We start from the raw sequence: 25,426 nt of genomic DNA, 5'->3' as shown, positions 1-25,426 counted from the left end.
AACCTTACAGTGGGCCGAAAACGTCCTGGGGAACGGGGGTGTCGTCCGTCCACCCGTTGGCGTGAACCAGCAGAACCAGGCGATCGAAGTCCCGACGGATGGCCGTCGCGTCGGGCCGGTTCGCGGCTTCTCGGAGGGCCGTTCGCTCGGCGAACGCCTCGCGGGCGGCGCGGGGCAGTTTCGCCACCTCGTCCGCCGTCGGTCCGACGACCGGGGACGAGGGCACGGCACGGGAAGTCGGGCTGGTGCGGACCGTCACCGTCGGGACGCCGTCGGCGGACGGCGGGAGTTCCGCCGGGACGTTGAGCGTCACGACGAGGCCGTTCGGCCGGGTGTGGGTTCGGCGTTCGATCGTCATGGTTCGCACTCGAAGACGACTTCGGTTTGCGCCACCGGCAGCCATCGCTCGGCCGGCATGACGGGCCGGTCGAGCGGCTCCCGCACGTACAACACGAACCGGTACGGGCCGAGCCGCGGCAGGTAGAACCGGCGGATCAGTGAGCCGTGGAGGAAGGCCCGCACCCCGGCGGTGAAATTGTACCGCAACTCCGGCCCGTCGTAAGGCAATTCCGCCCGCGCGTGATCGCCGACGTAGGCCGGCGGGTAGGGCACGGGCGACAGCGAGCCGTCCGGCTCGACGTGGTACGCCTGGACCGCGAACTGCCGCTCGCCGACGAACGCGGCCAGTAGCTCGACGTGGTAGAAGACCCACAACTCGCTTAGGTACACGCCCGGTCGGACCGCCGGGTCGGAGGCGCGGCGGTCCCATTCGGTCCGGCTCAGGCCGACCGTCAGGACCGGCCCGCGGTCACTGGGCATTCCGTCCACGACGGTCGGGCAGACGAAGAAATCAACGGTGCGGAACAACGGGTGCTCGAACATGCCATCGCGCCCCGGTCGGTATTCAAGTCGTGAGCGCCTTCCTCGCCAACACCACCGCCCCCCGCGCCGGCTCGTCCACCGGCGTCACCGCGCCGGGCGACACGCCGAGCGCCCGCAGTGCGTCGAGGAACAGCCGCCGGTACAACTCGCTGTTCAGCAGCAGCCCGCCGGCCAGCGCGATCGGTAGCCCGTCCCGCGGCAAGCCGTTGTTCGTCACCGCCCCCAACGCCGTCTGCGCGAACGCGGACACTTCCTCGTCGAGAATCTGCTTCGCCACCGCGTCGCCTTCCGCCGCCGCGTCCAACACCAGCGGGGCCATGCCGGCGATGGCCGCGCGGTCCCACGGGCCGCGGTACACGGCCGGGATCAGGCCCGGCGGGTCGCCGGCGTTCATCCGCTTCACGAACCGGTCGAGCAACACCGTCGGCGGGCCGACCTTGTCGTGCGCCCGGCACGCGGCCCGCAACGCCAGGTGCGCGATCACGTAGGCGCTCCCCTCGTCGCCGAGGGTGTAGCCCCAGCCGCCGCACCGGCCGATGTTGCCGTCCGGCGTCCGCACGAACGCGATCGATCCCGTGCCCGCGATCACGGCCAGGCCCCAGCCGTCCGGCGTGCCGGCCGCGAGGAGCAGCGTCGCGTCGTTGGACACCTTCACCGTCTCGGCCACGGCCGACCGGTTCGCCCAGCCGTGGAGGATGTCCAGCCCCTCCTGCCGGTCTACCCCCGCGAGGCCGAGGCAGATCGCGCGGACCTTCGCCCGCGGCAGGTTCGCCGCGCGGAACGCCTGGTCGATGGAGTCGTCCAGCGCCTTCAGGGCCGTGTCCACGCCGACGGACTGAATGTTCGACGGCCCGCCCTCCGCGCGGCCGAGAATCGTGCCCGTCGCGGCGTCGGCCAGCAAGGTACGGGTGCTCGTCCCGCCGCCGTCGATGCCGAGAACAAGATCGCGCCGCAGCGGGCGGGTTTCGGCCGCGGCCGTCTTGATCGTCGTCCCGACGGCGACGCGAATCCGTCCGCCGGCCGCGTGCAACTTCTGCCGGGCCTCCGCGGGCGAAACCTCGGCGAGGTGCGAGACGATGGCCGTCTTCACCTCGCCGCCGCAGTTCTGGAGCAGGCTCACGGCCGTGTTCGCGTCCAGCCCGGTGACCGTCCGCACGATTCGCTGCGACCGGTCGATCAGCTTCCGGTTCGACGCCTTCAGGTCCACCATCAGGTTGCCGAACGCCTTGCCGAGGCGGACCATCGCCCCCGTCGTGAGCATGTTCAACACCATCTTCGTCGCGGTCCCGGCCTTCAGCCGCGTCGAGCCGGTCAGCACCTCCGCGCCGACGACCGGGGCGATGAGCAGATCGACCTCGGGGGCCAGCTCCGAGTTCGTCGTGCAGACGACGCCGAGCGTCGCCGCGCCGACGGACCGCGCGTGCCGGGCCGCGCCGATCACGTAGGGCGTCCGGCCGCTGCTGGCGATGCCGCACACCACGTCGTCCGGGCCGACGTTGAGTTGAACCAGATCGGCCGCGCCCTGTTCGGGCGAATCCTCGGCCCCTTCCACCGCCTTGAACATGGCCGACTGGCCGCCCGCGATCAGGCCGACGACCTGCGCCGGGTCGGTCTGGAACGTCGGCGGGCACTCGCTGGCGTCGAGCACGCCGAGCCGCCCGGACGTGCCCGCGCCGCAGTAGATGAGCCGCCCGCCGCGGCGGAGGCGGTCCGCGATCACGTCGATGGCCTGCGCGATGAACTGCTTCTGCGTGGCGACGACGGCCGCGAGCGTGGCGTCCTCCCGGTTCATCAGCTCGACGATCTCGACGGACGTGAGTTCGTCCAGCCGCTCGGACGCGGGGTTGCGGGCTTCGGTTTGCAGGTGGTCGAACATGTGCGTGTTAAGCAGCCGGTTTCGATCTGATGAAGGCGGAGGTCACGAGCGCCACGAGTACCGTCGTCCCCGCGCCGAGCGGGGCGTACCACGGGAACGCGAGAGATGTTTTCTTATCGGCCGGGAACACGCCGGGCACGTTCGCCTTCAACCAATCCTGGGCGAAGTCGAACGACGGCAGGTAAGCCAGCGACACGACGACCGCCCCGGTCAACAGCCCGGCGATGGCCGCCGCCGACGGGACCGGCTTCCGCATCCGGCCGAGCAGGAACAGCCCGAGGATGAGGCCGGTCGTCAGGCCGGCCACGGCCAGCACCCGGTCCACGACACTCCGCTCGCTGCCGCTCCGATGCGCGACGACCGCCACGGCCATCTGTGCGACGCCCCACACCACGGTCATGACGCGGGACAGCGTGACGTAGCTCGCCTCGCTCCGGTTCGGTACGAGCGGCTTGTAGAAGTCCGTCACGAAGGCGTTCGCGGAGCTGTTCAGCGACGACGACAGCGTGGACATCGCCGCCGCCAGGATCGCGGCGACCAGGATGCCGACGACGCCGACCGGCATCTTCGTCACGATGAACAGGCCGAACACCTCGTCCGGCCGCGACGCGCCGACCTCGAACGTGCCGGTCTGCTTCGCCACGTACAGCCCGACGCCGACCATCAGGAACAGCAGGAACTGCACGGCCACCGTGACGCCGCTGAGGACGAGCGCGAGGCGGGCCTGGCCGAGCGACTTCGCACACAGGTACCGCTGCACCATGAGCTGGTCGGCCCCGTGCGACGCCATGCTGAACACCGCCCCGCCGAGCAGCCCGGTCCACAGCGAGTACGCCTTCGTCACGTCGAACACCGGGTCGAGCCAGACGAACTTGTCCGCGGCCGACCCGATTTCAACGTACTGCTGCCAGCCGCCCGCGAGGCCGTCGAGCACGAAGACGCCGGCGAGCGCGGCCCCGGCGATCTTGATGACGAACTGCACGAGGTCGGTCCACAGCACGGCCTTCATGCCGCCGAGGAACGTGTAGACGATGGTGACGACGCCGACGAGCAGGATGGAGCCTTCGATGTCGCCGACGACGTACTGCATGACGAGGGCCGTCAGGTACAGCCGCAGGCCGTCGGCGATGGTGCGGGTGACGAGGAACAGCCCGGACGCGACCCGCTGCACGGCCGGGCCGAACTTCTCGCGGAGCACCTGGTACGCGGAGAAGAGTTCGCCCTTCATGTACAGCGGCAGCAAGAGCCACGCGACGAGGCAGCGGCCGACGACGTACCCGAACGAGAGTTGGAGGAACGTGAGGTTCCCGGCGTACCCGACGCCGGGGACGCTGAGGAACGTGACGGCGCTCGTCTCCGTGGCGACGATCGACACGAGGACCATGAACCAGCCGACGTTACGGCCGCCGACGAAGTACGCCTTGAGGTCCTTCTGCTTGCGGGTGAACCACGCCCCCATGACGGTCATCGCGAGGATGTACGCGGCGACGATGACGAGGTCGAGGGTCGAGAGGGTCGCGGATGGCATGGGGGAAGGATATGAACCGAACGGCGGGCGTCCGGCCTGTCAATTCGGCAGCGCCACCGCCACCGCCGCCACCGCCACGAGGGTGGCCCCGTGGCGGAATCGCCACCTGGGTTGACGCGACGGGTATAATGTCTATTTGTTCACATTTGAGCGTCGGCCAGGGAAAAGCGCAATTGCTGGTGCAACGGCGAGCGTCCCGGCGTAAGCGGGACGTGTCTCGAACCCGCCGGCATCGGGAACGCGGTTGTGGCGAGCCGAGCGGCGTGAGCCGCCGGGTGGTGGCCGCATGCTTTGGCTTTCGTCCGGACGGGTTTTCACCCCGAAGGGGTGGGAGATGTTAGCCCAGGGCAAGGGCCGCAGGCCCGCCGCCCTGGGTGGGGGCCGCAACCACCCGGCAGGCTGAAAGCCTGCGAGAAGGCGGTCGCGAACACGCCGGACGCCCGCGCCCAGGGCGTTGCCGTGGGCTATGAACTCCCACCCCTTCGGGGTGAAAACCCTGTCCGGGTGCGGGCAACAGCACTCACCCGGCGGCTCACGCCGCTCGGCTCGCCGTTGCGTCGGGAGGACGGTTTCGGAAGCGGGCAGGTGGTCGGCCTCGGCTCGGCCGACCTACTTCGGCGGCATCCGCACGACGAGGTCGTCGCCGCAGCGACGACTGCTCACCTCACGGCGTCGCCGTTCAACTGTTGCCCTTGCTGAGTGACCGTTTACTCAACTACCTGCTATGAACTGCTCCAATTGTTCTCGTGCATTTGCGAGATACGCTGATGGCCCCCCTTCTGGACAACCCGCTTGCTTCCAAAGGTCTCCCGCCAGTTTTTCGATCTGAGCCTGTTTTAATCGATCCAGTCGAGCATGTTCCTTTTCGCCGGCTCCCAGTCCCGGCAAGTCGTCTCGTAACGACCGGAGCACGTCGGGTGTGATCGCGTGATGGTGGCAGTATTGCGCAAACCAACCTGACACAACTCGGCCTACGGCCCTGATTTCTCGACCTCGCATCCAAATTTCGTGGTGGAAAAGCCAAGCCAAATACGAGCAGTTTCCGTGTACTTCCCGCAGGCATTTCGTGAACTGCTTCTGACGCCTCTCGTCCGGTTGATGGGCGTACTGCGTGTAGAGAAACACGTCGATCAGCCGCTTTGACGTAAAAGTGCAGGTTCCCAAAGGCAGAAACGGACGAGTATCCGGTACTGCGGACAGTTGCCGACTGAATTCAGCCGCCGAACCCGCCACCCACTTTGAATAGGGGTGATCCCCGAGGGTTTTGACAAACAGTGCCGCGGCCGTTGCGAAGTTGGCAGGCTCGTTCTCCATGTAAAGTCGGCGAAAAATAGTGACGAATGAACGGATTTCGTCATCGGTAGAGGCGGTGGTCAAAACTGGAGTGCTGCCTAACGCGAGCGACATGTGCCCGGTCATTGATAACGTGCCGGGACCGTCCCGAAGAAAGGCGGAGTTGGTCAGCTCTTGTAAATCTCTGGCAAAGTAACCCAACAGCCTTACCTCTTGTCCGGTAAGGCATATCTCGGCGACCGGGAGCGGCCGTGGTTCGGAGAACATGAAGTCAATGTCGTGCCGCTTTGCTCCGTGTGGAATTAGGCGGGCAGTGGGACTACCGGTCAAGAGCCGGCCCAACTCGTCTCCACTGACTTCCTCTCCCGTCTCGTCCTCGAAATAGTCATCCACACCAAAGCATCGAATCTCGCTCGCTGGATCCGGGTCGCCGTAATTAGTGCCGGGTACTTCTTCGACAAAGAGATGGCGATATTTCACTACATCACGGCCCCTTCGTGTGGCCTCATTGTTGACGACCAACTCGATTGCGGCCCGACAAACCGGGTCGAGAGTTTGCGTATCGAGGCGAAGCGACCGGTCTTTGAACTTCCGGTCATTTCTGTCGAAGTAACGAATACCCCAAAGCAGCAACAAGGCCCGTCCCTCCATCTAACCAAGGTAAGGAGCCTGTCATTTTGCCGCAGGTTCGATCTTTTGAGAGGAATTCATCGAGTGAAGAATAACATGGATCGATCTTCTCGGTGCTAATGCAAAGCAGGGAACATACCTCATCCCTGCAAGCGGCACATTCGTCAAATTCACAGGCTACCGCTTTCGCTGGTCCCGCTGCTGCTTGCGGTAGTGGGCCAGCACGTCCGGGCGGAGGCAGTTGTCCAGCCACGCCTCGTACCACGACAGGAACGTGTGCGGCTCACCGGCGTCGTCACAGTCGCGGACCAGCTCGCCGCCGCCGTCGCTGCCCCACATCGTGCCGCGGGATTCGCCGTTCACCACCAGGAACGCATACGTGCCGCACCCGGCGTCGCTCAGCATCAGGTTGCCGTCGTTGTAGTTCACGTCGTCGAACGACAGCGGCTCGTCCGCCCACCGCTCGATGGCCTCACGGCCGAACGGGAACGGCCGCCGCAAGGACTCGACTTCCTGTTTCAAATCGAGCGGCAGGAGGCCGTAGTACGGCCCCACTTGGCCGTTGCCGAACCGCAGGAGGAACGCCCGGTAGTCGGCCGGCAGTTGGTAGCCGATAGTTTTCTCGAACGCCAACAGGTCCGGCTCCGGTAGCGGCGGCGACAACTCGTACCGGTGGCCGAAGTCGCCGGTCTTCTCGGCCCCGAACAGGGCGAACGTGGCGTCTTCTTTCCGCACGGCGGCGAGCTTGTCCCGGACGCGGGCGAGGTCCGCGGCGTACTCCCACCCGCCGAGCGGCCGCTTCGCCTTCTTGCACAGGGCGGTCAGCTGCGGCACGCGCTTCGCGAACGGCCGGGCGTCGCATTCGAGGCGGACGTAGGCCGCGAGGTCGGCGTCGCCGTGTTCCTCCAGCCAGTCGGCGTACACCAGCCGCGGCACGGCGTCGGCCGGGTCGGAACGCACGGCGGCGAGGAGGGCGGGTTCGTGTGGTTCGGTCATGCGTGTTCACTCTGCGTACAGCAGGAACGACTTCCGCCGCTCGCGGAACGCCGCCTCCTCCAACTCCCAGAGCTTCGCGATCTCGCGCCAACGTGCGCCGGCCTCGATCATTCTCCGCTCCCGGTCGCTGCCGAACAGCAGGTCGATGGCGGGGACGTGGTCCACGAACTCGTAACGTTCCGTCCGCCACTTGAACTGGTCGCCGAGCAGGTCGCGGAAGGCGATCAGCACCGCGAGGCCGGTGCGGACGGGGCGGAAGTCGGCCGTGGTTGGGACGATGAACACGCCGCCACAACTTTGCCCCGCGTGCTTCTGGAAGGTGGGCCGGAACGTGACGGGCAGGAAGTCCACGCCCGGCAGCCCGTCGGACCGCAGGCGGTCGGCGAGGTGCTGCGGGTTGACGCCGGGGAAGCCGACGTACTCGAACGGCCGGGTCGTGCCGCGGCCTTCGCTGAGGTTCGTGCCCTCGTACAGGCAGCCGCCGGGGTAGACGAGGGCCGTTTGCATCGACGGCATGTTCGGCGACGGCGGCAGCACCCAGCCCCATTCGCCCGCGCACTTCACCACTTCCAGTTTCACGCCGGGGACGCGCTCGGCCTTGTAGAGCATGGCGAGTTCGCCCATCGTCAGCCCGTGCCGGATCGCGATCGGGTGGGCGCTCACGAAGCTGTCGAAGCCGGGGCGGATGGTCGGCCCCTCGACGGGTCGGCCGATCGGGTTCGGCCGGTCGAGGATCATGACTGACAGCCCGATGTCGGCGGCCGCCTCCATGCAATACAGCATCGTCGCCTGGAACGTGTAGTACCGACTACCCACGTCCACCATGTCGATGACCAGCACGTCGAGGCCGCGGAGCATCTCCGGCGTCGGCTTCAGCGTGTCGAACGTGTCGCCGTAGAGGGAGTGGATCGGGACCGCGGACGACGTGCCCGCGACGGGGATGAGGTCCTGCGCCTCGCCGGTGAACCCGTGCTCCGGGCCGAACAGCGCGACGAGGTTCGCGTGCGCGGCGAACAACTCCGCGGCGGACCGCCGGCCCGACGACAGCGCCGCCGGGTGCGTGACGAGGCCGACCCGCTGGCCGCGGAGCGGGGCGAAGTCCTGCCGAACGAGTACGTCGAGGCCGGTCATCGGGACGCCGCTCCTTTCACGTGCTTGTCGAACCACGCCACCTGCTCGGCCAGGACGTGCTCGATCGTCTCCTTCGCCGCGTACCCGTGCGACTCGTGCGGCAGCATCACCAATCGCGCCGTGCCGTTGTTCCCGCGGATCGCCTGGTACAGCCGCTCGCTCTGCACCGGGAACGTGCCGGGGTTGTCGTCCGCCGCCCCGTGGACGAGCAGGATCGGCTCGGTGATCTTGTGCGCGTTGTGGAACGGCGACATCGTCGCGTACACGGCCGGCGCTTCCCAGAACGTCCGCCGCTCGTTCTGGAACCCAAACGGTGTGAGCGTCCGGTTGTACGCGCCGCTCCGGGCGATGCCGGCCCGGAACAGGTCGCTGTGGGCGAGCAGGTTCGCCGTCATGAACGCCCCGTAGCTGTGCCCGCCGACGCCGATCCGGTCGCGGTCCACCGGCCCCATCTCGACCGCCTTGTCGATGGCCGCCTTCGCGCTGGCCGTCAGCTGCTCGACGAACGTGTCGTTCGCCTTGTCCGGCGCGCCGACGATCGGCACGCTCACCTCGTCCATCACGACGTAGCCGGCGAGCAAGAAGAACAGGTGCGAGTACCCGGCGACGGTCGTGAACCGGTTCGTGCTGCCGGTCACCTGCCCGGCCGTGTCCGCCGTGTTGAACTCCCGCGGGTACGCCCAGAACACCGTCGGCCGCTGCTCGCCGGCCTTGTAGTCCGGCGGCAGGTAGAGGGTGAACGACACCGTCACGCCGTCCGGCCGCTTCGTCGTCACGAGCTGCTTCTTGATCTTCCGCAGGACCGGCGCGGGATCGACGAACGTGGTGATCGGCGTCTCCATGCCGTTCGCCCGGAGGAAGTAGTTGCCGGGGTCGGTCGGCGACTCGCGGCGGACGAGCAGCTTCGTGCCGTCGTCGGTCAGCGGGGACGTGACGAACTCGTACACCCCCTCGCCGCACTGGAACAGCCGCTCGCTTTTCTTGGTCGAGATGTGGAACCGGTCGAGGAACGGCCGGTCGCCCTTCGGCGTCGCCCCGTTGCCGCTCAGGAACAGCGTGTCGTTGACCACCCACAGCGCGACGCGGCCGTTCGGCATCCGCTTCGTCAGCGGCGTGCCGGGGTCGTTGTACCGGTCCTGGATCGAGCGGTCGAACACGACCGTCGGCTCCGCGGCCGGGTCGGACAGCTTCCGCAGCACGGTCCGCGTCCACCGCCGGTCGCGGTCGTAGTCGCTGGTGAGGACGCGGTCGCCGTCCGGGAAGTGGCTCGTGCCGCTGTACCGGTGTTCCACCTTGAAGAGCGGCGTCGGCTCCGGGTTGACGGGCAAGGGGAAGCTCAGGGTGAATGTCTGGTCGCGGTGCGGGACCTTCACCTTCGGGTCGCCGCCGTCGAGCGCCTCGACCCACATGAGCGTGGCGTCCCGCGTCGGCATCCAGGTCACGCCTCGCGGGCCGGTCGGCACGCCCTCGATGGGCACCTTGTCCTGCAACGGCAGGTCGGCGACGGTACGAATCATTCGCGACTGCTCGTCCCAAACTTCGACCGTCCTCGGGAACGACGACGCCGGATAGAGGTAGGAGAACGGCCGCTTCAGCTTCGACACGAGCAGGTACTTGCCGTCCGGCGAGAGGGACGCGGACGTGTACATCGCCGGCGGGCCGCCGGGCAGGACGTTGCCGGTGGCGAAGTCCACGACGGCCAGCCGCGACGTGGCGTAGTGCTCGAACAGGTCCTCGTCGTGCGCGTTCTGGAGCAAGTCCTGGTACGTGCGAACCGGCCCGGCCTTGCCGGCGGTTTCCTGCACCGTCGGCCCCGGCGGCGCGGCCGGGGCGGCCGGCGCGGCCCCGCGGTCGGCCGGGACGCTGCGGACGATCAGGTGCGCCGAGTCGTGCATCCACTGGATCGGGTCGCCGAGGACGCCGTTGAGTTTCAGGTCGGGGACCTTCCGCAGCTTGGCGTCGGCCACGTCGCCGACCCAGAGTTCGATGGCGTCGTCGGTCGTGACGGTGACGGCGATCCGCTTCCCGTCCGGCGACCAGTCCGGGGCGGACACCTTCCCCTTCGGCAGTTCGACCGGCCGCGGGTGTCCGCCCTCGACCGGCAGGAACGTGAGGGCCGTGACCCGCGGCGGCCGGGCCGGGCCGCTCGTCTTCGGGTTGATGCGATACCCGGCGAGCCGCAGTTGCGGCTCCGCGAGTTCGGCGATGCCGGGGTAGCGGGCCGTCTGGACGAGGGCGAGCGTGTCCCGCGTCGGGTTGAGGCTGACGCCCGGCGGCAGCTCGGCGTTGAGCACGTCGAGGATGGGTTGCGGCGGCTTCTGGTACGTGGCCTGTCCGGGGGCGGCGTCGGCGAGCGCGAACAGGGCGAGCGTGACGGCGGCGGCCTGGGTACGGGTCATGTCGTCGTCTCCGGTCATGGGTCCGTCCGTGAAGGGCGCGAGAGGATCGCGTTAGTTTATTGGTAAGATCGAGCCGTCGCACGCGATCGACTTTTGACCCGCGCCGGACGGGACGCTATGCTGGTTCGCGGAACGGGCGGCGTGGGTGGGAACGGTTGGCGGGTTCGGCGGGATCGGCCGGAACGCCGCCTATGATGGACACCAACGGCGGTCAACTTTGGAGGCTGCGATGGGGGCACTCTTACGACTTCTCGTTCAGATGCTGACGCGGCTCGGGTCGCGCGGGGCGGTGGTGGTCGGGCGGGTCGGCCGGGTCGCGTTCACCGGCCTGATCCGCAACCAGCCGTTCCACCAGCTGACCCAACAGCAGATCCGCAACGCCCTGAGAGACGCGGGCCTGCGGGAGGCGCACAACGCCCACTTCATCAGCCGCCTGGTCGAGCGCGGGCCGAGTTTCGGCATCAACACCCTCGACGACCTGGCCCGGGCCATGAACAACGGCATCGCCCGGGCCGGGCGGGACGGCACCGTCGAGATCGTTCTTCCCAACGGCCGGGCGGCGATCATCGTCAACCGCCTGGGGGAGCTGGTCACCCTCACCGGCCTGTGAGACGACGGGTGCTTCCGCCTCCGCCGCGGGGAACCAGACCGGGCCACGCACAACTTACACTCGCCCCCGACGTTTCACGAGTTGAACGACGAGGCCGTGACGTAGCTTCACGGCCGGGTGCGGGCGTACCATGACATAATGCCGAAGCAACTCCTGCCCGCGGGCTGATCGAGCGAACAATCAACCGCTTACCTTCCTGGTTCCTCACGGGCCGCAGCAGGTGAGCGGGGGTCGATCGGCGGCGGAGGGGGAACTCATCCGAGCGGGCGTACTCATTTGGGTCGATTGGATCGCCGGGGCTGTCGTCGGCGCGCTGGTGCTGGCCCTCCGCGGCTGGCTGGCCGACCTCTACGCGCTGCCGGCCGACCTGCTGCTGGGGATGGGCCTCGCGAACCTCGCCTACGCCGGCGTCTCGTTCACGCTCGCCATGCGCAGCCGGGGCGACCGGGTCCCGTTCCTCCGCGCGGTCGCGGCGGCGAACGTCGCGTGGGCGGTCTTCTGCGCGGCGCTGGCGGTCGCGTGGGTCGGCGAGGCAAGTCCGTTCGGGGTGGGCCAACTGGTCGCGGAGGCCGTATTCGTGGGCGGGCTAGGCCTCCTGGAGTGGCAGGCGGCCGCGCGGACGGGGTGCCGCGGCGACACGTCGCGCCTAGCTTGTGAGTTCCGCGACGGCGGCCGGGATCGTCACGAACGGGGGTGATGCGATTCGTCCTTTCCACCAATTCTGGCTAAAGGTCCGGTACAGTTTTTGGTTCCTCCCGGCCCTCTGCGTGCTGGCGGCCGTCGTACTCGCGGCCGTGCTGATCGACGCCGACGGGTGGCTCCCGGCGGGCACGCTGGCGGGGTCGCCGCGGCTGTTCGGGGCCGGGGCCGAGGGCGCGCGGGGCCTGCTCACGGCCGTCGCCAGTTCGATGATCACGATCGCCGGCGTGGTGTTCTCCATCACCCTCGTCGCCCTGTCGCTGGCGTCCAGCCAGTACACGTCGCGGGTGCTCCGGAACTTCCTCCGCGACCGGGTGACCCAGTCCGTCCTCGGGGCGTTCGTCGGCATCTTCGCCTACTGCCTGGTCGTACTTCGGACCATCCGGGGCGGCGACGAGGGGGCGTTCGTCCCGTCCGTGGCCGTCCTGGGCGGCCTTATCCTCGGGTTCGCCGGCATCGGCGTCCTGATCTACTTCATCCACCACATCTCGGCCTCCATCCAGGCCAGCCACATCCTGGCCGCGGCGACCGGCGAGACCCTTCGGGCCGTCGATCACCTGTTCCCCGAGGGGGTGGGCGAGGAGGACCCAACCGGCGAGCCGGACGCGGCCGGCGGCCCCTGGCATGCGGTGGCGGCCGCCCGGACGGGGTACGTCCAGGCGGTGGATACGGCCGGGCTGTTGGCGTTCGCCGGCGAGCGGCGGGCGGTCGTCCGGAAGGAACGGCGGGTCGGCCAACACGTCATCGCGGGGGAGCCGCTGGCCTCCGTCCACGGGTTCGCCCCGAGCGACGAAGATGCCGATCGGGTCCGCGGGCTGTACGCCATCGGCCGCCAGCGGACGGTGGAGCAGGACGCGGCGTTCGGCGTCCGGCAGATCGTGGACGTGGCCCTGAAGGCGCTCTCGCCCGGCGTGAACGACACCACCACGGCCGTGATGTGCATCGACCACCTGACGGCCATCCTGGTTCGCCTGTCCGACCGCCGCATCGAGTCCCGGTTCCGCGGCCGGGACGGGGAGTTGCGGGTGCTGACGTGCGGCCCGACCTACGCCGACCTGGTCGGCGAGGCGTACGATCAAGTCCGGCAGAACGCCGACGCAAATGTAGCAGTTCTGGAAGGGCTGCTCGCCTCGCTCGAACGGGTGGCCGGCCGGACGGCGTCCCCGCCGCGGCGGGCCGTCTTGTTGGAACACGCCCGCGAGGTGATCGACTTGAGCGAGCGGACCTTGTCCGCCCCGCGGGACAAGCGCCGCGTGGCCGACCGGGCGGCCCGGACGCTCGAGTCGCTCGGCGGGGCCGGCCGGTAGGCCGGCCCCGCGGGTCAGTCGGTCGGGCCGACCCGCGGCCGGGCGGCCTTTTCGTCCACCGCCACGCGGATCGGCGGCAGGCCGACGACCTCGAACGTGGCCGACGCCAACCCGATCCCGGCCGCCTCCAACTCCCGCAGCACGTCCCGACTCATGGCGTCCTTGACGTCCCGGATGCCGTGGTCGGCCACCACGAACCGGACCGTCAGTTCCAGCCAGTTGTCGGTCAACCGGTAGTACACCCTCGGCTGCACCCCGAGCCGGTCCAGGAAGTACCGCCGCTTCAGTTCGTCGATCCGGGCGGCCTGCAATTCTTCCTGCGGGACGGCGTGCCGGCGGGCGGCGGCGAGCAAGATTTCCTCGGCCCGGCCGCGGTCAGCGGCGTACGGGATGGGCAGCATCATCTCCTCCCACAGGTACGGGAACTCGTGGGTGAAGTTGTACACCGGCTCGTCGAAGAGCTTGGCGTTGCTCACCGTGACCACCCGGCCGGTGTACTGCCGACTCTGCACCCACATGGCCGGGTCGGCCCCCTGCACGGCCGGCGGCTGGCCCATCTCCATGATCGTCGTCTGGGTGAGCCCGAGCGCGATCACGTCCCCGCGGACCCCGCCCATGGCGATCCGGTCGCCGACGTTGAACGTCTTCCCGCGGAGGATGACCAGGTACCCGGCGACGGCCGTGATGACCTTCTGGAGGGCGAACGCCAGCCCGGCCGACACCAGCCCCAGCCCGGTCGTCAGGGTGGTCGGGTCGTCGAACCAGATGCTCGCCACGCCGAAGACAAGCGCGACGCCGACGAACAGGCGGATGCCCTGGCGGGTCCAGAACGCCGTCCGCTGGTCGGCCCGGTCGCGGAGGATCAACCGCGTGAGCGCCCGCAGTGCCCAGCCGAGCGCGAGCAGCAGGGCGACGAGGGCGAGCGTGAACAGCAGCTTTTTGCCGTTCTCCGCGTTCACGCCGACGAGGCGGGTGTCGAACAGGTACACGGCCCGCTGCGGCCCTTCGAGACGGATGAAGTCGCCCATGTGTGCCCTCCGGGGAGCCAATTCCCGGTCTCAGAGGCTGCACGGGGCGCGCCGATCCAGGCGAAGTCGGTGCTGAAGTGCGCTTTGTCGGCTCGGCTCACGGCCGCGGCCGCGGGGGCGGGGCGGCCTCGCGGGGGTACGTCGCCCGTTCCGCCCGCCACTTCGCGGCGTCGGCCGGGCGGTCCAGCCGGTCGTACACGGCGACCAGCCGGTCCGCGGCCGCGACGACGACCTCGCGGAATTGCTCCGGGATCGTCTCGGCCCGCCGCTTCACGCCCTCGTAACCCCGCAGCAGCAGCGGCTCGGCGGCGGCCGCCCGGCCGCGGCCGAACACCGCCCACCCGAGCATCCACGCGGCGTTGTGCGTCTGCCACGCGTCCGGGGCCTCTTTCTCAAGGATCGCCACGCACTCGCGGAGGACCGGCTCGGCCTCGGTGAACTGCCGGACCGTAAGCATGTACCAGCCGACGAACGCCAGGCCGTCGGCGCGGGCGAAGGTGTACGGCTTCTCGATGGCCCGCACCTCCGCCGCGATGGCCCGGTTCAACGCCCGCAACGACTCGTCCCGGCCCGCGGCCTTGTAGGCGGCCACGAGCGAGTGGTACGCGTGGTCCCGCAGGTCCGCGAGGTTGTGCTTGCGGCGGAGGTGCTCGCCCCGTTCCAGTGCGGCGACGGCCTCGGCCGTGCGGCCGACCGCGTGGAGGTCGCTGCCGAGGTGCAGCAGCGGGCGGCAGGCCCCGGCGGTGTCGCCGGCCTGCTTCACCACCCCCTCGAACAGCGGGACGGACCGGTCGAACTCGCGGTGGAACGAGTGGTAGGTCCCGAGCCGGATCGCCTGCTCCCGCGTCCGCTCGTGGGCCGCCCCGATGGCGGCGGTGAGGCGGGCCAGGTGGTCGCGGATCTCTTGCCCGGCCGCCGCGTGCTTCCCCTGCTTGGCGAGGCATTCCTCCAGGCCCCACGACGCGAACGAGACGACCCAGTCGTCCCCCCCGCGGGCCGACACCGCGGCGGCGATGATGCCGCGGAACTCCCGCTCGGCCTCGGCCAACTCGCCGTTCTGCACGAGGGCGTTGGCCAGCAACTGCCGCACGTTGAGGACGGCCGCCGAGTCCGGCCCGGGCGTACCCCGTTGGGCGAGCGGCAGCCCGCGGCGGAGGTACCCGACGGCGTCGGCCGGCCGCTTGAGCTGTTGAGCGATGGCGGCGAGCTGTTGCGCGGCCTTCAGGCCGAAGAGGGCGTTGAACCCGCTGTCCTTCTCGAACCCGGCGAGCACCCGGCGGAACGGCGGCTCGGCGTCGGCCCACCGCTTGAGGCTCACGTAGAACCCGCCCAGCCCCCGGGCCGCGTGCAGCGTCACGTCGTGGTTCGGGCCGAACGCCTCCTCGAACAGCTCGAGCGACCGCTTGAGTTGCGCCTCGGCCTCGGGCACGGCCTTGAGCGTGTCGTACATCATGCCGATGGTGTTGCGGATCTCGGCCTCGGTGGCCGGCTTGCCGTCGAAGTCGTCCAGCCGGCGGACGGCGTAGTCGAGCTTGTTCTTCGCCTCCCGGTTGGCCGCCTCGACCTCGGCCGGGGTGGCGTCCTTCTTCGCGTCGGCCTTCGCCAGGATGTCGCAGACGAAGTCCTTCACGGCCAGGGCGGACGCCGCCTCCTCCTTCGCCTGCCGCTTCTGCTTGTCGGCGTCGGCGCGGGCGGCCCGCTCCTTCGCCTCGCGGTCCTTCGCCGTCGCCTCCGCCTCCTTCGCCCGCGCCTCGGACTCCCTCGCCTTCCCCTCCTCCCCGCGGGCCTTCTCCTCGGCCGCCTTCGTCTGAATCAGCCGCTCGGACGCGGCCTGCTCGGCCCAGTACGCGCGGACGGCGAGCCACGAACTCAGCCCGGCCGCAGCCGCGAACACGGCCGCCACCGCGCCGACGGCCCGCAGCCAGACCCGCCGCCGCTTCCGCTCCTCGGCCGCCTTCACCTCGGCTTCCGCCGTCGCGATCTCGGCCCGCCTCGCCCGCTCCAGCGTCGCCCGGCGAAGGGCCGCCGCCTCGGTCGCGACGACGCCGGCGTCGGCCGGGCGGTCGGCCGGTTCGGGTGCGAGGCACTTCTTGCACAGCGCGACCCAATCCGGCTCGGCCCCGCACCCGTCGAGGGCGGCGAAGGCGTCGTCGAGTTTGGCGCGGGCGGCGAGCTGCCGGGTCGATTCGGAAGACGCCCCGACGTACGGCGGGCGGCCGGTGAGGAGCACGCACAGGATCGCGCCGAGGCCGAACACGTCCGACCGGGCGTCCACCTGCTCGTTCGCGCCGATGGCCTGCTCCGGCGGCATGAACGCCGGCGTGCCGAGGACGTTCCCGGCGTGCGTGTGGTCGCCGTCGTCGCGGAGCGACCGAATCTCCGTGCCGCCGCGGGTCGTGTCCGGGTCGGCGACGGCCGCCGGCCGGTCGGACAGAACCTTCGCGAGGCCCCAGTCCATCACCTGGACTTCGCCGTAGGTTCCGACCATGACGTTCGCCGGCTTCAAGTCGCGGTGGATGACGCCGTGGGCGTGGGCGTACCCGACGGCCTGCGCGACGGCCTCGAACACCGCGAGCTTGTCGCCGACGGCCTTGGCGTCCGCCAGCGTCTCGCCCTTGATGAGCTTCATGGCGAGGAACGGCCGGCCGTCGCCGAGCGTCCCGACGTGGTGGATAGGCGGGATGCCGAAGTGCTGGAGCTGGCCGGTGATCCGGGCCTCGGCGACGAACCGCTTGGCGGACGAGCCGTCGATGCTGAAATCGTCCCGGAGGACCTTGATCGCGACCTCGCGGTCCAGCGCGGTGTCGCGGCCGCGGTAGACGACGCCCATGCCGCCGCGGGCGATCTCCGCCCCGATGTCGAACCCGGCCGCGGCCGGGACCGGGCGGGCAACGGCGGTGTCCGCGGCCGCCACGGTGGCGGCGTCCGCGGTCGGCGTGTGGTCGCGAGTCAAGTCGTCGGACATGGTGGCACCCAGGGGAGCCGATCGGCTCAGTATACCGGAAGAACGAGTGGCCCAGACTTCCGAAGTCCGGCTTCGACTTCGGAAGTCGATGCGGGAGGGGGCGGTACTCCCCGCCCGTCGGCGCTGGCCCCGTTCGACTTCCGAAGTCGAAGCCGGACTTCGGAAGTCGGGTCGCCCCCGCCGCCGGGTCGCGGGGAAACACGGGGTCGTGTATCATCCCCGAATGAAGTCGCTGGCCACCATCGTCACCCCGCCGCACCCGTGCAGCTACCTGCCGGGCCGCGTCGCCACCATGCGGTACGAGTTCCTCGCCGACCTCTCCGCCGCCGAGTACGAGCCGCTCATGCTCGCCAACTGGCGGCGGTTCGGGTACTCGATCTTCCGGCCGCAGTGCGACGCGTGCGACATGTGCCGGTCGCTCCGGGTGGACGCGGCGAGGTTCGCCCCCAGCCAGAGCCAGAAGCGGGCGTGGAAGGCGAACGCGGGCGAGGTGACGGTGAGCGTCGGACAACCGAGCGTCAGCGACGAGAAGCTCGAACTGTACGACCGCTACCACGCCTTCCAGAGCGACCACGTCGGCTGGCGGGACCGCGACCCGAAGAGCCGGGACGACTACGTCGAGACGTTCGTGGCCCACCCGTACCCGACGCAGGAGTGGGTCTACCGCGTCGGCGGGAAGCTGGTCGGCGTCGGGTACGTGGACGACCTGCCGGGCGGCCCGTCGGCCATCTACTTCTACTACGACCCGGACGACCGCGACCGGTCGCTCGGCACGTTCAACGTGCTGTCGGTCATCCGGTACGCCCAGGCGAAGGAGCGGCCGTTCGTGTACCTCGGGTACTTCGTGGACGGCTGCCGGTCGCTGGCGTACAAGGCGAACTTCCGGCCGAACCAGGTGTTCACCCCGGCCGGGTGGGTCGATCATCGGGCGTGACCCCTCTTTAGCCCCGTGAACGGGGCTGAAAACCCGCCGCGGTCCGGTCATTTCGCTCGCTGCCGAGGGCGGAAGCACTTCCTAAAACAACGGCGCGAACCGATCCGCGGCGGGTGGCGTAGATCACCCAGACCCACCGACGACGAGAGGCCCGACATGACCGAGTACGTGGTCGAAACGCGAAGTCTCACCAAGATTTACCGCGACTTCTGGGGCCGAAAGAAGAAGACCGCCCTCAACGCCCTCGACCTCACCATCGAGAAGGGCGAAATCTTCGGCCTCCTCGGCCCCAACGGGTCCGGCAAGACGACCACCATCAAGCTCCTCCTCGGCCTCCTCTTCCCGTCCGGCGGCGATGCGTTCGTGTTCAACCAGCCGGCCGCGAAGGTCGAGAAGAACGAGCGCATCGGCTACCTGCCGGAAGAATCGTACCTCTACCGGTTCCTCAACGCGGAAGAAACTCTCGACTTCTACGGCCGCCTCTTCAACATCCCGTCGTCCGTCCGCGAGAAGCGGGCGGCGGAGCTGATCGACATGGTCGGCCTGTCGAACGACAAGAAGCGCATCCTCCGCGAGTACTCGAAGGGGATGCGGCAGCGGATCGGCCTCGCGCAAGCCCTCATCAACGACCCGGACCTCGTCATCCTGGACGAACCGACCTCCGGCCTCGACCCGCTCGGCACGCGGTGGATGAAGGACCTCATCCTCGACCTGAAGAAGAAGGGCAAGACCATCCTGATGTGCTCGCACCGCCTGGACGATGTGCAGGACGTGTGCGACCGGATCGCCATCCTGTACGGCGGCGACCTCCAGGAACTGGGGCAGGTCAACAAGCTGGTGGAAGACCAGAAGCGGCTCGAAATCCGCGCCACCGGGCTGGAACTGAACGACGCGCTGCGGGCCGACCTCGCGGCCGTGATCGACAAGCACGGCGGCAAGTTGGAGTCGTTCGGCCACCCGACGACGACGCTGGAAGACTTGTTCCTGCGGATCGTGGACGAGTCGAAGGCCCGGCCCGGCCGCCGCTACCTGCCGCCGGCCGAAACGACCCCTGCGGGGTCGTAGGGTATGGGGTATCGGGTGTGGGGTATGGCAGAAATACCCCCCCCACCCGATTGGCCCGCCCGCTTCCCAGACCCGTTCCGACCATACCCCATACCCCATACCCCATACCCCATACCCCATACCCCATACCCCATACCCATGTCCCTGTTCGGCATCCTCATCCTCGACCGCGAGCCGCTCGCCCTCCAGCACCTGCCGGGCCTCGCCCAGGTGTGGCTGACGGACGCCGGCGGGTTCGCCGCCGTCGGGCTGTTCATCTACCTGCTGTACGCCATCTTCGCGCCGACCGACCAGCCGGAATCGACCAAGCTCCGGATGCCGGTGACGACGTGGATGCTGTTCATGGCCGTCCTGTCGCTCATCTGCTACGCCGGGTTCGCGGCCGCGTACCTCGTCGGCGTCGGCCGGCCGGAGGCGCAGTACATCTCGAACGCCATCGCCACCGAGGCGCTCGTCTACCTGCCGCCGGTCGTGTCGTACAAGCTCCAGCCGCTGCTCCTGTCCGCCGGCGGGCTGTTCGCGCTGCTCGGCCTCGGCCACCCGTTCGCCCGCGACCTGCTCAAGCTCCGGTTCCAGCGGGTCTACGCCATCGCCAAGCTGAGCGTGAAGGAGGCGTTCCGCGACCGGCTGTTCTTCGTGTTCCTCCTGTTCCTGCTGGTCTTCCTCTTCCCGGTGAAGTGGTTCCTGCCGAACAACAAGCCGGAGGACGAAATCCGGCTGACGCTCGACGTGACGGCGTTCGCCAGCACGCTGCTGTTGCTCGTGCCGGCCGTCATCCTGGCGGCGTTCCGCATCCCGAACGACATCAAGCACCAGACGATCTACACGATCGTCACGAAACCGGTCGAGCGGTTCGAGATCGTCCTCGGCCGGTTCTTCGGGTACAGCGCGCTGCTGACCGTGGCGCTGGCGCTGATGACGCTGGTGGGGTGGGTTTACCTCACGTTCGGGACGACGTTCGACCCGAAGGCGGTGGAGGAGAGCCAGCGGTCCCGCGTGCCGCTGCGGGGGAAGATCGACTTCCGGGCGCGGACGGACAACTACACCGGCATGAACGTCGGCCGGGAGTTCGACTACCGGAAGTACATCCCCGGCTCGAAGACCACGTCCGAGCGGGCGCTGTGGAGCTTCGCCACGATCCCGGCGAACATGGCCGAGCCGCTCACGTCCCGCGAGCAGGTCCCGCTGGAGTTCACGTTCGACATCTTCCGGCTGACGAAGGGGGACGAGAACCGCGGGGTGGACGTGAACGTCCGCGTCGTGTCGTGGCAGTGCGAGCAGAAGCCGCCGACCGTCCGCGGCGGGGACGGGTCGTGGACGTGGGCGCGGGAGGAGGAGTACAAGGCGAAGCGGGCCGAGATCGACGCGAAGCTGCGGAAGAAAGAGATCGGCGGCCCGAACGCCCCGCCGTCGCTGGCCTACGCGAAGCCCGGCACGGAGGCGTGGAAGTACGTCGACCAACTGGCCGAGGAGTTCGGGTTCTTCGAGATCGGCACGACGGAGGTTTACGACTACCACCCGGCGACGGTTTACGTCCCGACGGGCCTGTTCCGCAACGCCCGCCAGGGGACGCCGCCGGCCGGCGCGCCGCGGGCGATCGTGTACGTGAAGTGCCTCAGCCCCGGCCAGATGCTCGGCATGGCCGAGGCCGACCTGTACCTGATGGAAGGGGAGAAGACGTTCAGCGAGAACTACTTCAAGAACGCCTTCGGCCTCCTCTGCCGGGCGATCATCCTGGTCGGCGTGGCGGTGACGCTGAGCACGTACCTGTCCGGCGTGATCGCGCTATTGGCGGCGGCGTTCCTGTACGTGTGCGCGTACTTCGCCGACCACCTGCGGGACGTGGCGACCGGCCAGAGCACCGGCGGCGGGCCGTTCGAGTCGCTGACCCGGCTGTTGCAGGCGACGACGCCGACGGCGGAGTTGGAGGACACGGCGACCCGGCGGACGATCGGGTACGGCGACCAGTTCTACGCGTGGGTGTTCCGCCGGTACGAGAACATCGTGCCGAACATCGACGCGTTCACGTGGACGAACTACCTGAAGGAAGGGTTCAACATCAACGTCGAGTACCTGGTGATGAACGTGATCATCCTGATCGGGTACTTGCTCCCGTGGGCGCTGCTGTCGTACTACCTGATCCGCAACCGCGAGGTCGCGGCGTAATCTCGTAGGGCGGGTCAAGGCTCTGCGCCGACCCGCCGTCCGGTTCCAGCCGGTTCGGCGTGTCTCTCTTGTGGTTACGACCCCCTCGGCGGGTCGGCGCAAAGCCTTGACCCGCCCTACATGAACCGCGAAGTGGCGACGTACGTTTTCATATAGCCGCCGGCTTGCCGGCGGGGTTTTGCGACCGCCGAAACCCCGCCGGCAAGCCGGCGGCTATATAGCTCGGAGACCGACCTGTCATGGCCAACCCGTTCCAGCGAGCCGTCACCCGGCGGAAGTGGACGTACTTCCTGCTCATCATCGGCCTGTTCACGCTCAGCCTGCTGTGGCGGGGCAAGCTGCAGGTCCCGCTCAGCAACGCGGCGCGGGCCACGTACATGAACCAGGAGCGGCGGGGCGGGGCCGACGCCGACGCCCGGCCGGACGACGCGCCGAACAAGGTCGCCCACTACGCCGACTGGCTGTACAGCCGCACCATCGAGCAGCAGGCGAGCAGCGAGGCGCTCGAGCTCCGCGAGTTGGAACAGGGCGACCCGGAGATCACCAGCACGGCCATGCGGCTCGGCACGCTCGGCAGCCGCGGGTTCGTCATCACCGCCCTGTGGCGGGCGGCCATCGAGAAGTTCAAGCGGAACGAGTGGCACGAGTTCGAGTTCCTCGTCCGGACCGTCACCCGCCTCCAGCCGAACTTCACCACGCCCTGGATTTATCAGTCCTGGAACCTGTCGTACAACGTGTCGGTCGAGAACGACCGGCTCAACGACATGTACTTCTACATCACCCGCGGCATCGAGCTGCTCGCCGAGGGTGAACGGATGAACCGCAAGTCGCCGGACATGCGGTACCAGATCGGGTTCTACTACCAGAACAAGTTCAGCGTCTCGGACAAGGTCCGGACGCTGTCGTCCCTGTTCCAGCTGAGCTGCGTCCCGCCGGAGGACCGCAAGCCGGCCCGGCTGCGGGACAAGACCGGGCAGATCGACCTCGCGGCGTTCGCCGAGTTCGCGAAGAAGAACCCGCAGCTCTGCCGCCGGCTCGCGGACCAGCTCGGGTACACCCGGCCGGAGCAGGTCGTGCAGTTCCTGGAGGACAACCAGAGCGTGCCGACGCGGTTCGACAAGACCAAGAACGACAAGCTGTTCCCGGCCGAGCAGCAGTTCCCAGCCCTGCCGCTGAAGCTGCCGGACACCGGCGTGGCCGGCGTGCTGGCGAACCAGTTCCGGTTCACGGCGAACACCCCGCCGGACGAGATGAGCGACGCGTTCGACGCGTTCCAGGCGGCCGGGGCGTGGTACGCCTACTCGATGGAACCGCTCCCGCCGACCTCGGCCGACGGGCTGCCCGAGTACTCCCCCACGCTGACCGGGGTGGACCGGTTCCGCTACCGCATCCCGAAGTCGCCGATGCTCGTGCTTTTCCGGCAGGCCGCCCCGCGGGCGCAGTCGTACCGGGCCGAGCGGCTGACGAAGGAGGGGTGGCTGGACGCGAAGACCGTCTGGTTCCCGGACAAGCGGGCCGACTCCGAGGCCGACCGGTGGTTCCCGACCGGCGGCGCGGTCGGCCTGGACACCCCGGCGAACGCCCAGAGCGAGTGGGCGAAGGCGTTCAACATGTGGTCCGACCACGCCCGCGCCAACGGGCTAAACCTGGAGGCCGAGCCGGCGAAGCTGGCCCGGCTGCAGGAAGCCGCCCGCGGCGTGCCGGCCGACCCGAACCTGCTGCTGCTGGACGACGACGCCCTCCGCGCCCGCGGGCTGACCCGCGAGCGGGTCCGGGCGGCCGACACGCTGCGGACCTACGAGCAGCAGCGGCAGGTGACGAACATCGAGTTCTTCCTGACGAACAGCGAGCTGGAGAAGGACGACACCACGGTGGACGCCCGCAAGGCGATGTGGGAGGCGAAGGACGAGGACCGGGCCGGGAACAAGCTGAAGGCGAAGCAGAAGTACGCGGAGGGGATCAACCTGACGCGGGAAGCGCTGCGGAAGTTCCCGGCGTACCACCGCACGCGGACCTCGAAGGGGGAGGAAGACCTGCTGGAGAACCAGACGCACCTGATCCGGCTGTTGGAACTCGACCCGGAGGTGGACGCACAGGCCCGGAAGCTGGCGGTCGCGGCGCGGGGCGTCATCCCGTCCCCGCACGTGGACGAGGAGACGTTGCGGAAGGCGTACGCCCAGAGCCTGGCCTACGACCGGGCCGGGGTGATGGTGACGACGCTCGATCGTCGGGTGCAGGGCCGGGCGGACCAACTCATGAAGCTGCCGCCGACCGACCCGGCGCGGGCGAACGTGCCGGTCGATCAGGGCCGGGACGCGGTGCTGAACTACCTGGTGACGAAGGGCGAGTTCAAGTACCTGTGGGAGTACGTGTCGGAGGCGACGGAGAACGAGGCGAACCGGTGGGTTTCCAAGTCCACGGAGCAGGCGATGGCCGAGCGGCTGCAACGCATCGGCCGGCCGGGCCAGACGCCGTAGGCGGGCCACCCCTGGGACCGCGGGCGTCCCGCCCGCCCACCTTCTCGTGAACGGAGACCCGTCTTACGTGGCTGGGACCGCGGCGGGCGGGACGCCCGCGGTCCCAGGTAATGCCGCCCCTCCGAGGCGTAAGCCAGGGCGTCACCCCTTCACCACGTCCCGCACGTCCACGACGTACACCTGCCGCTGCGGGTCGTGGCAGCCGTCGAAGCAGACCTGCGTCCCGTCCCGGTTCCACCGCGGGTGCAGGTCGCACCGCACCGGGCCGGTGAATTGCTTCGGCGATAGGAACTGGTTCAGGTCGTACCGCCGGTTCTTCGTTGGGTCGTAGAGCATCAGCCACTGCAACCGGTTCTTGTCCGGGTACGTGTCGTTCAGCACCCACTTCCGGTCCGGGCTGTACGAGCAGTGCCCGTCCTGCGTCAGCACCCCGTCGCCGATCACCGCGAGCGCGTCCGTCGCCACGTCGATGAGGGCGAACTTGTTCCCCGTCGTCGGCGTCTTCACCCAGGCCAAAAGCGTGGCGTCGTCCCGCCAGTCGAAGTGCGACACCATCCCCGTGTCGAGGTGCAGCCGCAGGTCCGTGCCGTCCGGCTTCGCGGTGTAGAGGCGGGTGCTCCACGGCTTCTCGCCGACCCGCCACCGGTGGAGGAAGACGAACCGCGTGCCGCCGGGGTTGAACTGGAGGTGGTTGACCCAGTGGTGCGCGCCGGCGAACCGCGCGTCCGGCTTGTTCGCGGCCAGCTGCTTGAGGCTGACGATTTGCCGGTCCTTCCCCGTCGCCACGTCCATGTGCCAGATGCCGAGCTTTTCCGGCGCGGGGTCGTCCGCGAACGTCTCGTCGTAGGAGGCGTAGCCGTACCCCGGCCGCAGCCGGTGGAGGCGGGCGAAGTCGAGCGTCACCGCCTGCTTGCCGTCGGCGCTGACGGCGTAGATCGGCCGCGGCAGGTCGCGGGTCTTGTTGGATTTCACGTCGCGGACGATCGCCGTCGGCTTCCCGTCGAGCAGCGAGTTGTAAATGACTTCGCGGTCCGGGGCCGACCCGAGCCACTGGAGCATCGTCCCCTGCTGCCAGCCCCAGGCGTTGGTCTGGTCGAGCGGGATGAACGTGTCGTTGTCCTTGAGATCGACCATGCCGACGGTGACGGCGTCGGTCGCGGTCGGTTGGCGGTCGCAGAAGTCGCTCTCCATCGCGAGCAGGTAGCGGCCGGTCGCGTCCCACGGGCACTTGTCGTAGTACCCGAACCAGTGGTGCTTCGGCCCCGTCGTGACGGCGCGGGCCGGGAGCTTCACGCGGTCGTCGGCGGCGAACGCGGGGGCGGCGACCGCGGCGGCCGCGAGGCCGAGCCATTCGCGACGGGAGGGGTGCGGCATGGGGGGACTCCGGGGAGGGCATGGGAGAGATAAGAAGGCGGTGGGGCGGGAGCAAGGAGCCAGACT

At 69.0% G+C, this 25,426-nt stretch carries 18 protein-coding genes; 7 read left to right on the top strand and 11 right to left on the bottom strand.

Going from position 1 to position 25,426, the window contains the following annotated elements; genetic code table 11:
- Nucleotides 1–4 precede the first annotated feature (4 nt).
- From AC5JJ2_RS04680 to AC5JJ2_RS04645, 8 genes are all read right to left on the bottom strand, one after another.
- Entirely contained in the window at nucleotides 5–358 is a 354-nt protein-coding gene (locus tag AC5JJ2_RS04680) for a hypothetical protein (RefSeq protein ID WP_495856800.1), read from the bottom strand.
- Nucleotides 355–882, bottom strand: a complete 528-nt coding sequence (locus AC5JJ2_RS04675) for a hypothetical protein (RefSeq protein ID WP_495856799.1) — start codon at nucleotides 880–882, stop codon at nucleotides 355–357. Before AC5JJ2_RS04675 ends, AC5JJ2_RS04680 begins: the two co-directional genes overlap by 4 nt.
- A 22-nt stretch (nucleotides 883–904) precedes the next feature.
- Nucleotides 905–2,758: an N-acetylmuramic acid 6-phosphate etherase gene (gene murQ, locus AC5JJ2_RS04670; RefSeq protein ID WP_495856798.1), complete on the bottom strand. Its 1,854-nt coding sequence runs from the start codon at nucleotides 2,756–2,758 to the stop codon at nucleotides 905–907.
- Between the two features lie 7 nt (nucleotides 2,759–2,765).
- On the bottom strand, nucleotides 2,766–4,286 hold the full coding sequence (locus AC5JJ2_RS04665; RefSeq protein ID WP_495856797.1) for a sodium:solute symporter family transporter: 1,521 nt from the start codon (nucleotides 4,284–4,286) through the stop codon (nucleotides 2,766–2,768).
- Between the two features lie 711 nt (nucleotides 4,287–4,997).
- Entirely contained in the window at nucleotides 4,998–6,215 is a 1,218-nt protein-coding gene (locus AC5JJ2_RS04660) for a hypothetical protein (RefSeq protein WP_495856796.1), read from the bottom strand.
- 171 nt (nucleotides 6,216–6,386) lie between these two features.
- Entirely contained in the window at nucleotides 6,387–7,205 is an 819-nt protein-coding gene (locus AC5JJ2_RS04655) for a TIGR02996 domain-containing protein (protein WP_495856795.1), read from the bottom strand.
- Nucleotides 7,206–7,211: 6 nt separating this feature from the next.
- Nucleotides 7,212–8,336: an exo-beta-N-acetylmuramidase NamZ family protein gene (locus AC5JJ2_RS04650; RefSeq protein ID WP_495856794.1), complete on the bottom strand. Its 1,125-nt coding sequence runs from the start codon at nucleotides 8,334–8,336 to the stop codon at nucleotides 7,212–7,214.
- Nucleotides 8,333–10,735, bottom strand: a complete 2,403-nt coding sequence (locus AC5JJ2_RS04645) for a prolyl oligopeptidase family serine peptidase (protein WP_495856793.1) — start codon at nucleotides 10,733–10,735, stop codon at nucleotides 8,333–8,335. The genes AC5JJ2_RS04650 and AC5JJ2_RS04645 overlap by 4 nt, the downstream gene beginning before the upstream one ends.
- Nucleotides 10,736–10,964: 229 nt before the next feature.
- Between AC5JJ2_RS04645 and AC5JJ2_RS04640 the strand changes: the two genes are divergently transcribed.
- From AC5JJ2_RS04640 to AC5JJ2_RS04630, 3 genes are all read left to right on the top strand, one after another.
- Complete coding sequence (locus AC5JJ2_RS04640; RefSeq protein WP_495856792.1) at nucleotides 10,965–11,345, top strand: hypothetical protein; 381 nt, start codon at nucleotides 10,965–10,967, stop codon at nucleotides 11,343–11,345.
- Between the two features lie 220 nt (nucleotides 11,346–11,565).
- Nucleotides 11,566–12,042: a hypothetical protein gene (locus AC5JJ2_RS04635; RefSeq protein ID WP_495856791.1), complete on the top strand. Its 477-nt coding sequence runs from the start codon at nucleotides 11,566–11,568 to the stop codon at nucleotides 12,040–12,042.
- Nucleotides 11,999–13,351 (top strand): DUF2254 domain-containing protein, encoded by a 1,353-nt coding sequence (locus AC5JJ2_RS04630; protein ID WP_495856790.1) that lies wholly within the window; start codon nucleotides 11,999–12,001, stop codon nucleotides 13,349–13,351. The genes AC5JJ2_RS04635 and AC5JJ2_RS04630 overlap by 44 nt, the downstream gene beginning before the upstream one ends.
- A 14-nt stretch (nucleotides 13,352–13,365) precedes the next feature.
- On the opposite strand, the gene AC5JJ2_RS04625 is transcribed toward AC5JJ2_RS04630, so the two are convergent.
- Both AC5JJ2_RS04625 and AC5JJ2_RS04620 read right to left on the bottom strand, forming a co-directional pair.
- On the bottom strand, nucleotides 13,366–14,379 hold the full coding sequence (locus tag AC5JJ2_RS04625; protein WP_495856789.1) for a mechanosensitive ion channel family protein: 1,014 nt from the start codon (nucleotides 14,377–14,379) through the stop codon (nucleotides 13,366–13,368).
- A gap of 97 nt (nucleotides 14,380–14,476) precedes the next feature.
- Nucleotides 14,477–17,344, bottom strand: coding sequence for a serine/threonine-protein kinase (locus tag AC5JJ2_RS04620; protein ID WP_495856788.1), 2,868 nt, complete (start codon nucleotides 17,342–17,344; stop codon nucleotides 14,477–14,479).
- A 208-nt stretch (nucleotides 17,345–17,552) separates the two neighbouring features.
- Between AC5JJ2_RS04620 and AC5JJ2_RS04615 the strand changes: the two genes are divergently transcribed.
- The 4 genes from AC5JJ2_RS04615 (at nucleotide 17,553) to AC5JJ2_RS04600 (ending at nucleotide 23,986) form a co-directional block, all read left to right on the top strand.
- Nucleotides 17,553–18,278, top strand: a complete 726-nt coding sequence (locus AC5JJ2_RS04615) for an arginyltransferase (RefSeq protein WP_495856787.1) — start codon at nucleotides 17,553–17,555, stop codon at nucleotides 18,276–18,278.
- Between the two features lie 156 nt (nucleotides 18,279–18,434).
- Entirely contained in the window at nucleotides 18,435–19,343 is a 909-nt protein-coding gene (locus tag AC5JJ2_RS04610; RefSeq protein ID WP_495856786.1) for an ABC transporter ATP-binding protein, read from the top strand.
- A 138-nt stretch (nucleotides 19,344–19,481) separates the two neighbouring features.
- Nucleotides 19,482–21,509, top strand: a complete 2,028-nt coding sequence (locus AC5JJ2_RS04605; RefSeq protein WP_495856785.1) for an ABC transporter permease — start codon at nucleotides 19,482–19,484, stop codon at nucleotides 21,507–21,509.
- Nucleotides 21,510–21,748: 239 nt separating this feature from the next.
- The gene (locus tag AC5JJ2_RS04600) at nucleotides 21,749–23,986 is read left to right on the top strand and encodes a hypothetical protein (protein ID WP_495856784.1); all 2,238 of its coding nucleotides are present in this window, start codon (nucleotides 21,749–21,751) and stop codon (nucleotides 23,984–23,986) included.
- Between the two features lie 141 nt (nucleotides 23,987–24,127).
- Here AC5JJ2_RS04600 and AC5JJ2_RS04595 read toward each other — a convergent pair whose 3' ends face one another.
- Nucleotides 24,128–25,360 (bottom strand): TolB-like translocation protein, encoded by a 1,233-nt coding sequence (locus tag AC5JJ2_RS04595; protein WP_495856783.1) that lies wholly within the window; start codon nucleotides 25,358–25,360, stop codon nucleotides 24,128–24,130.
- Nucleotides 25,361–25,426: the final 66 nt, after the last annotated feature.

This window comes from Limnoglobus sp., from assembly GCF_059499385.1.
The sequence above is the reverse complement of the archived record's forward strand: the minus strand, read 5'-3'. Positions and strand labels throughout refer to the sequence as shown.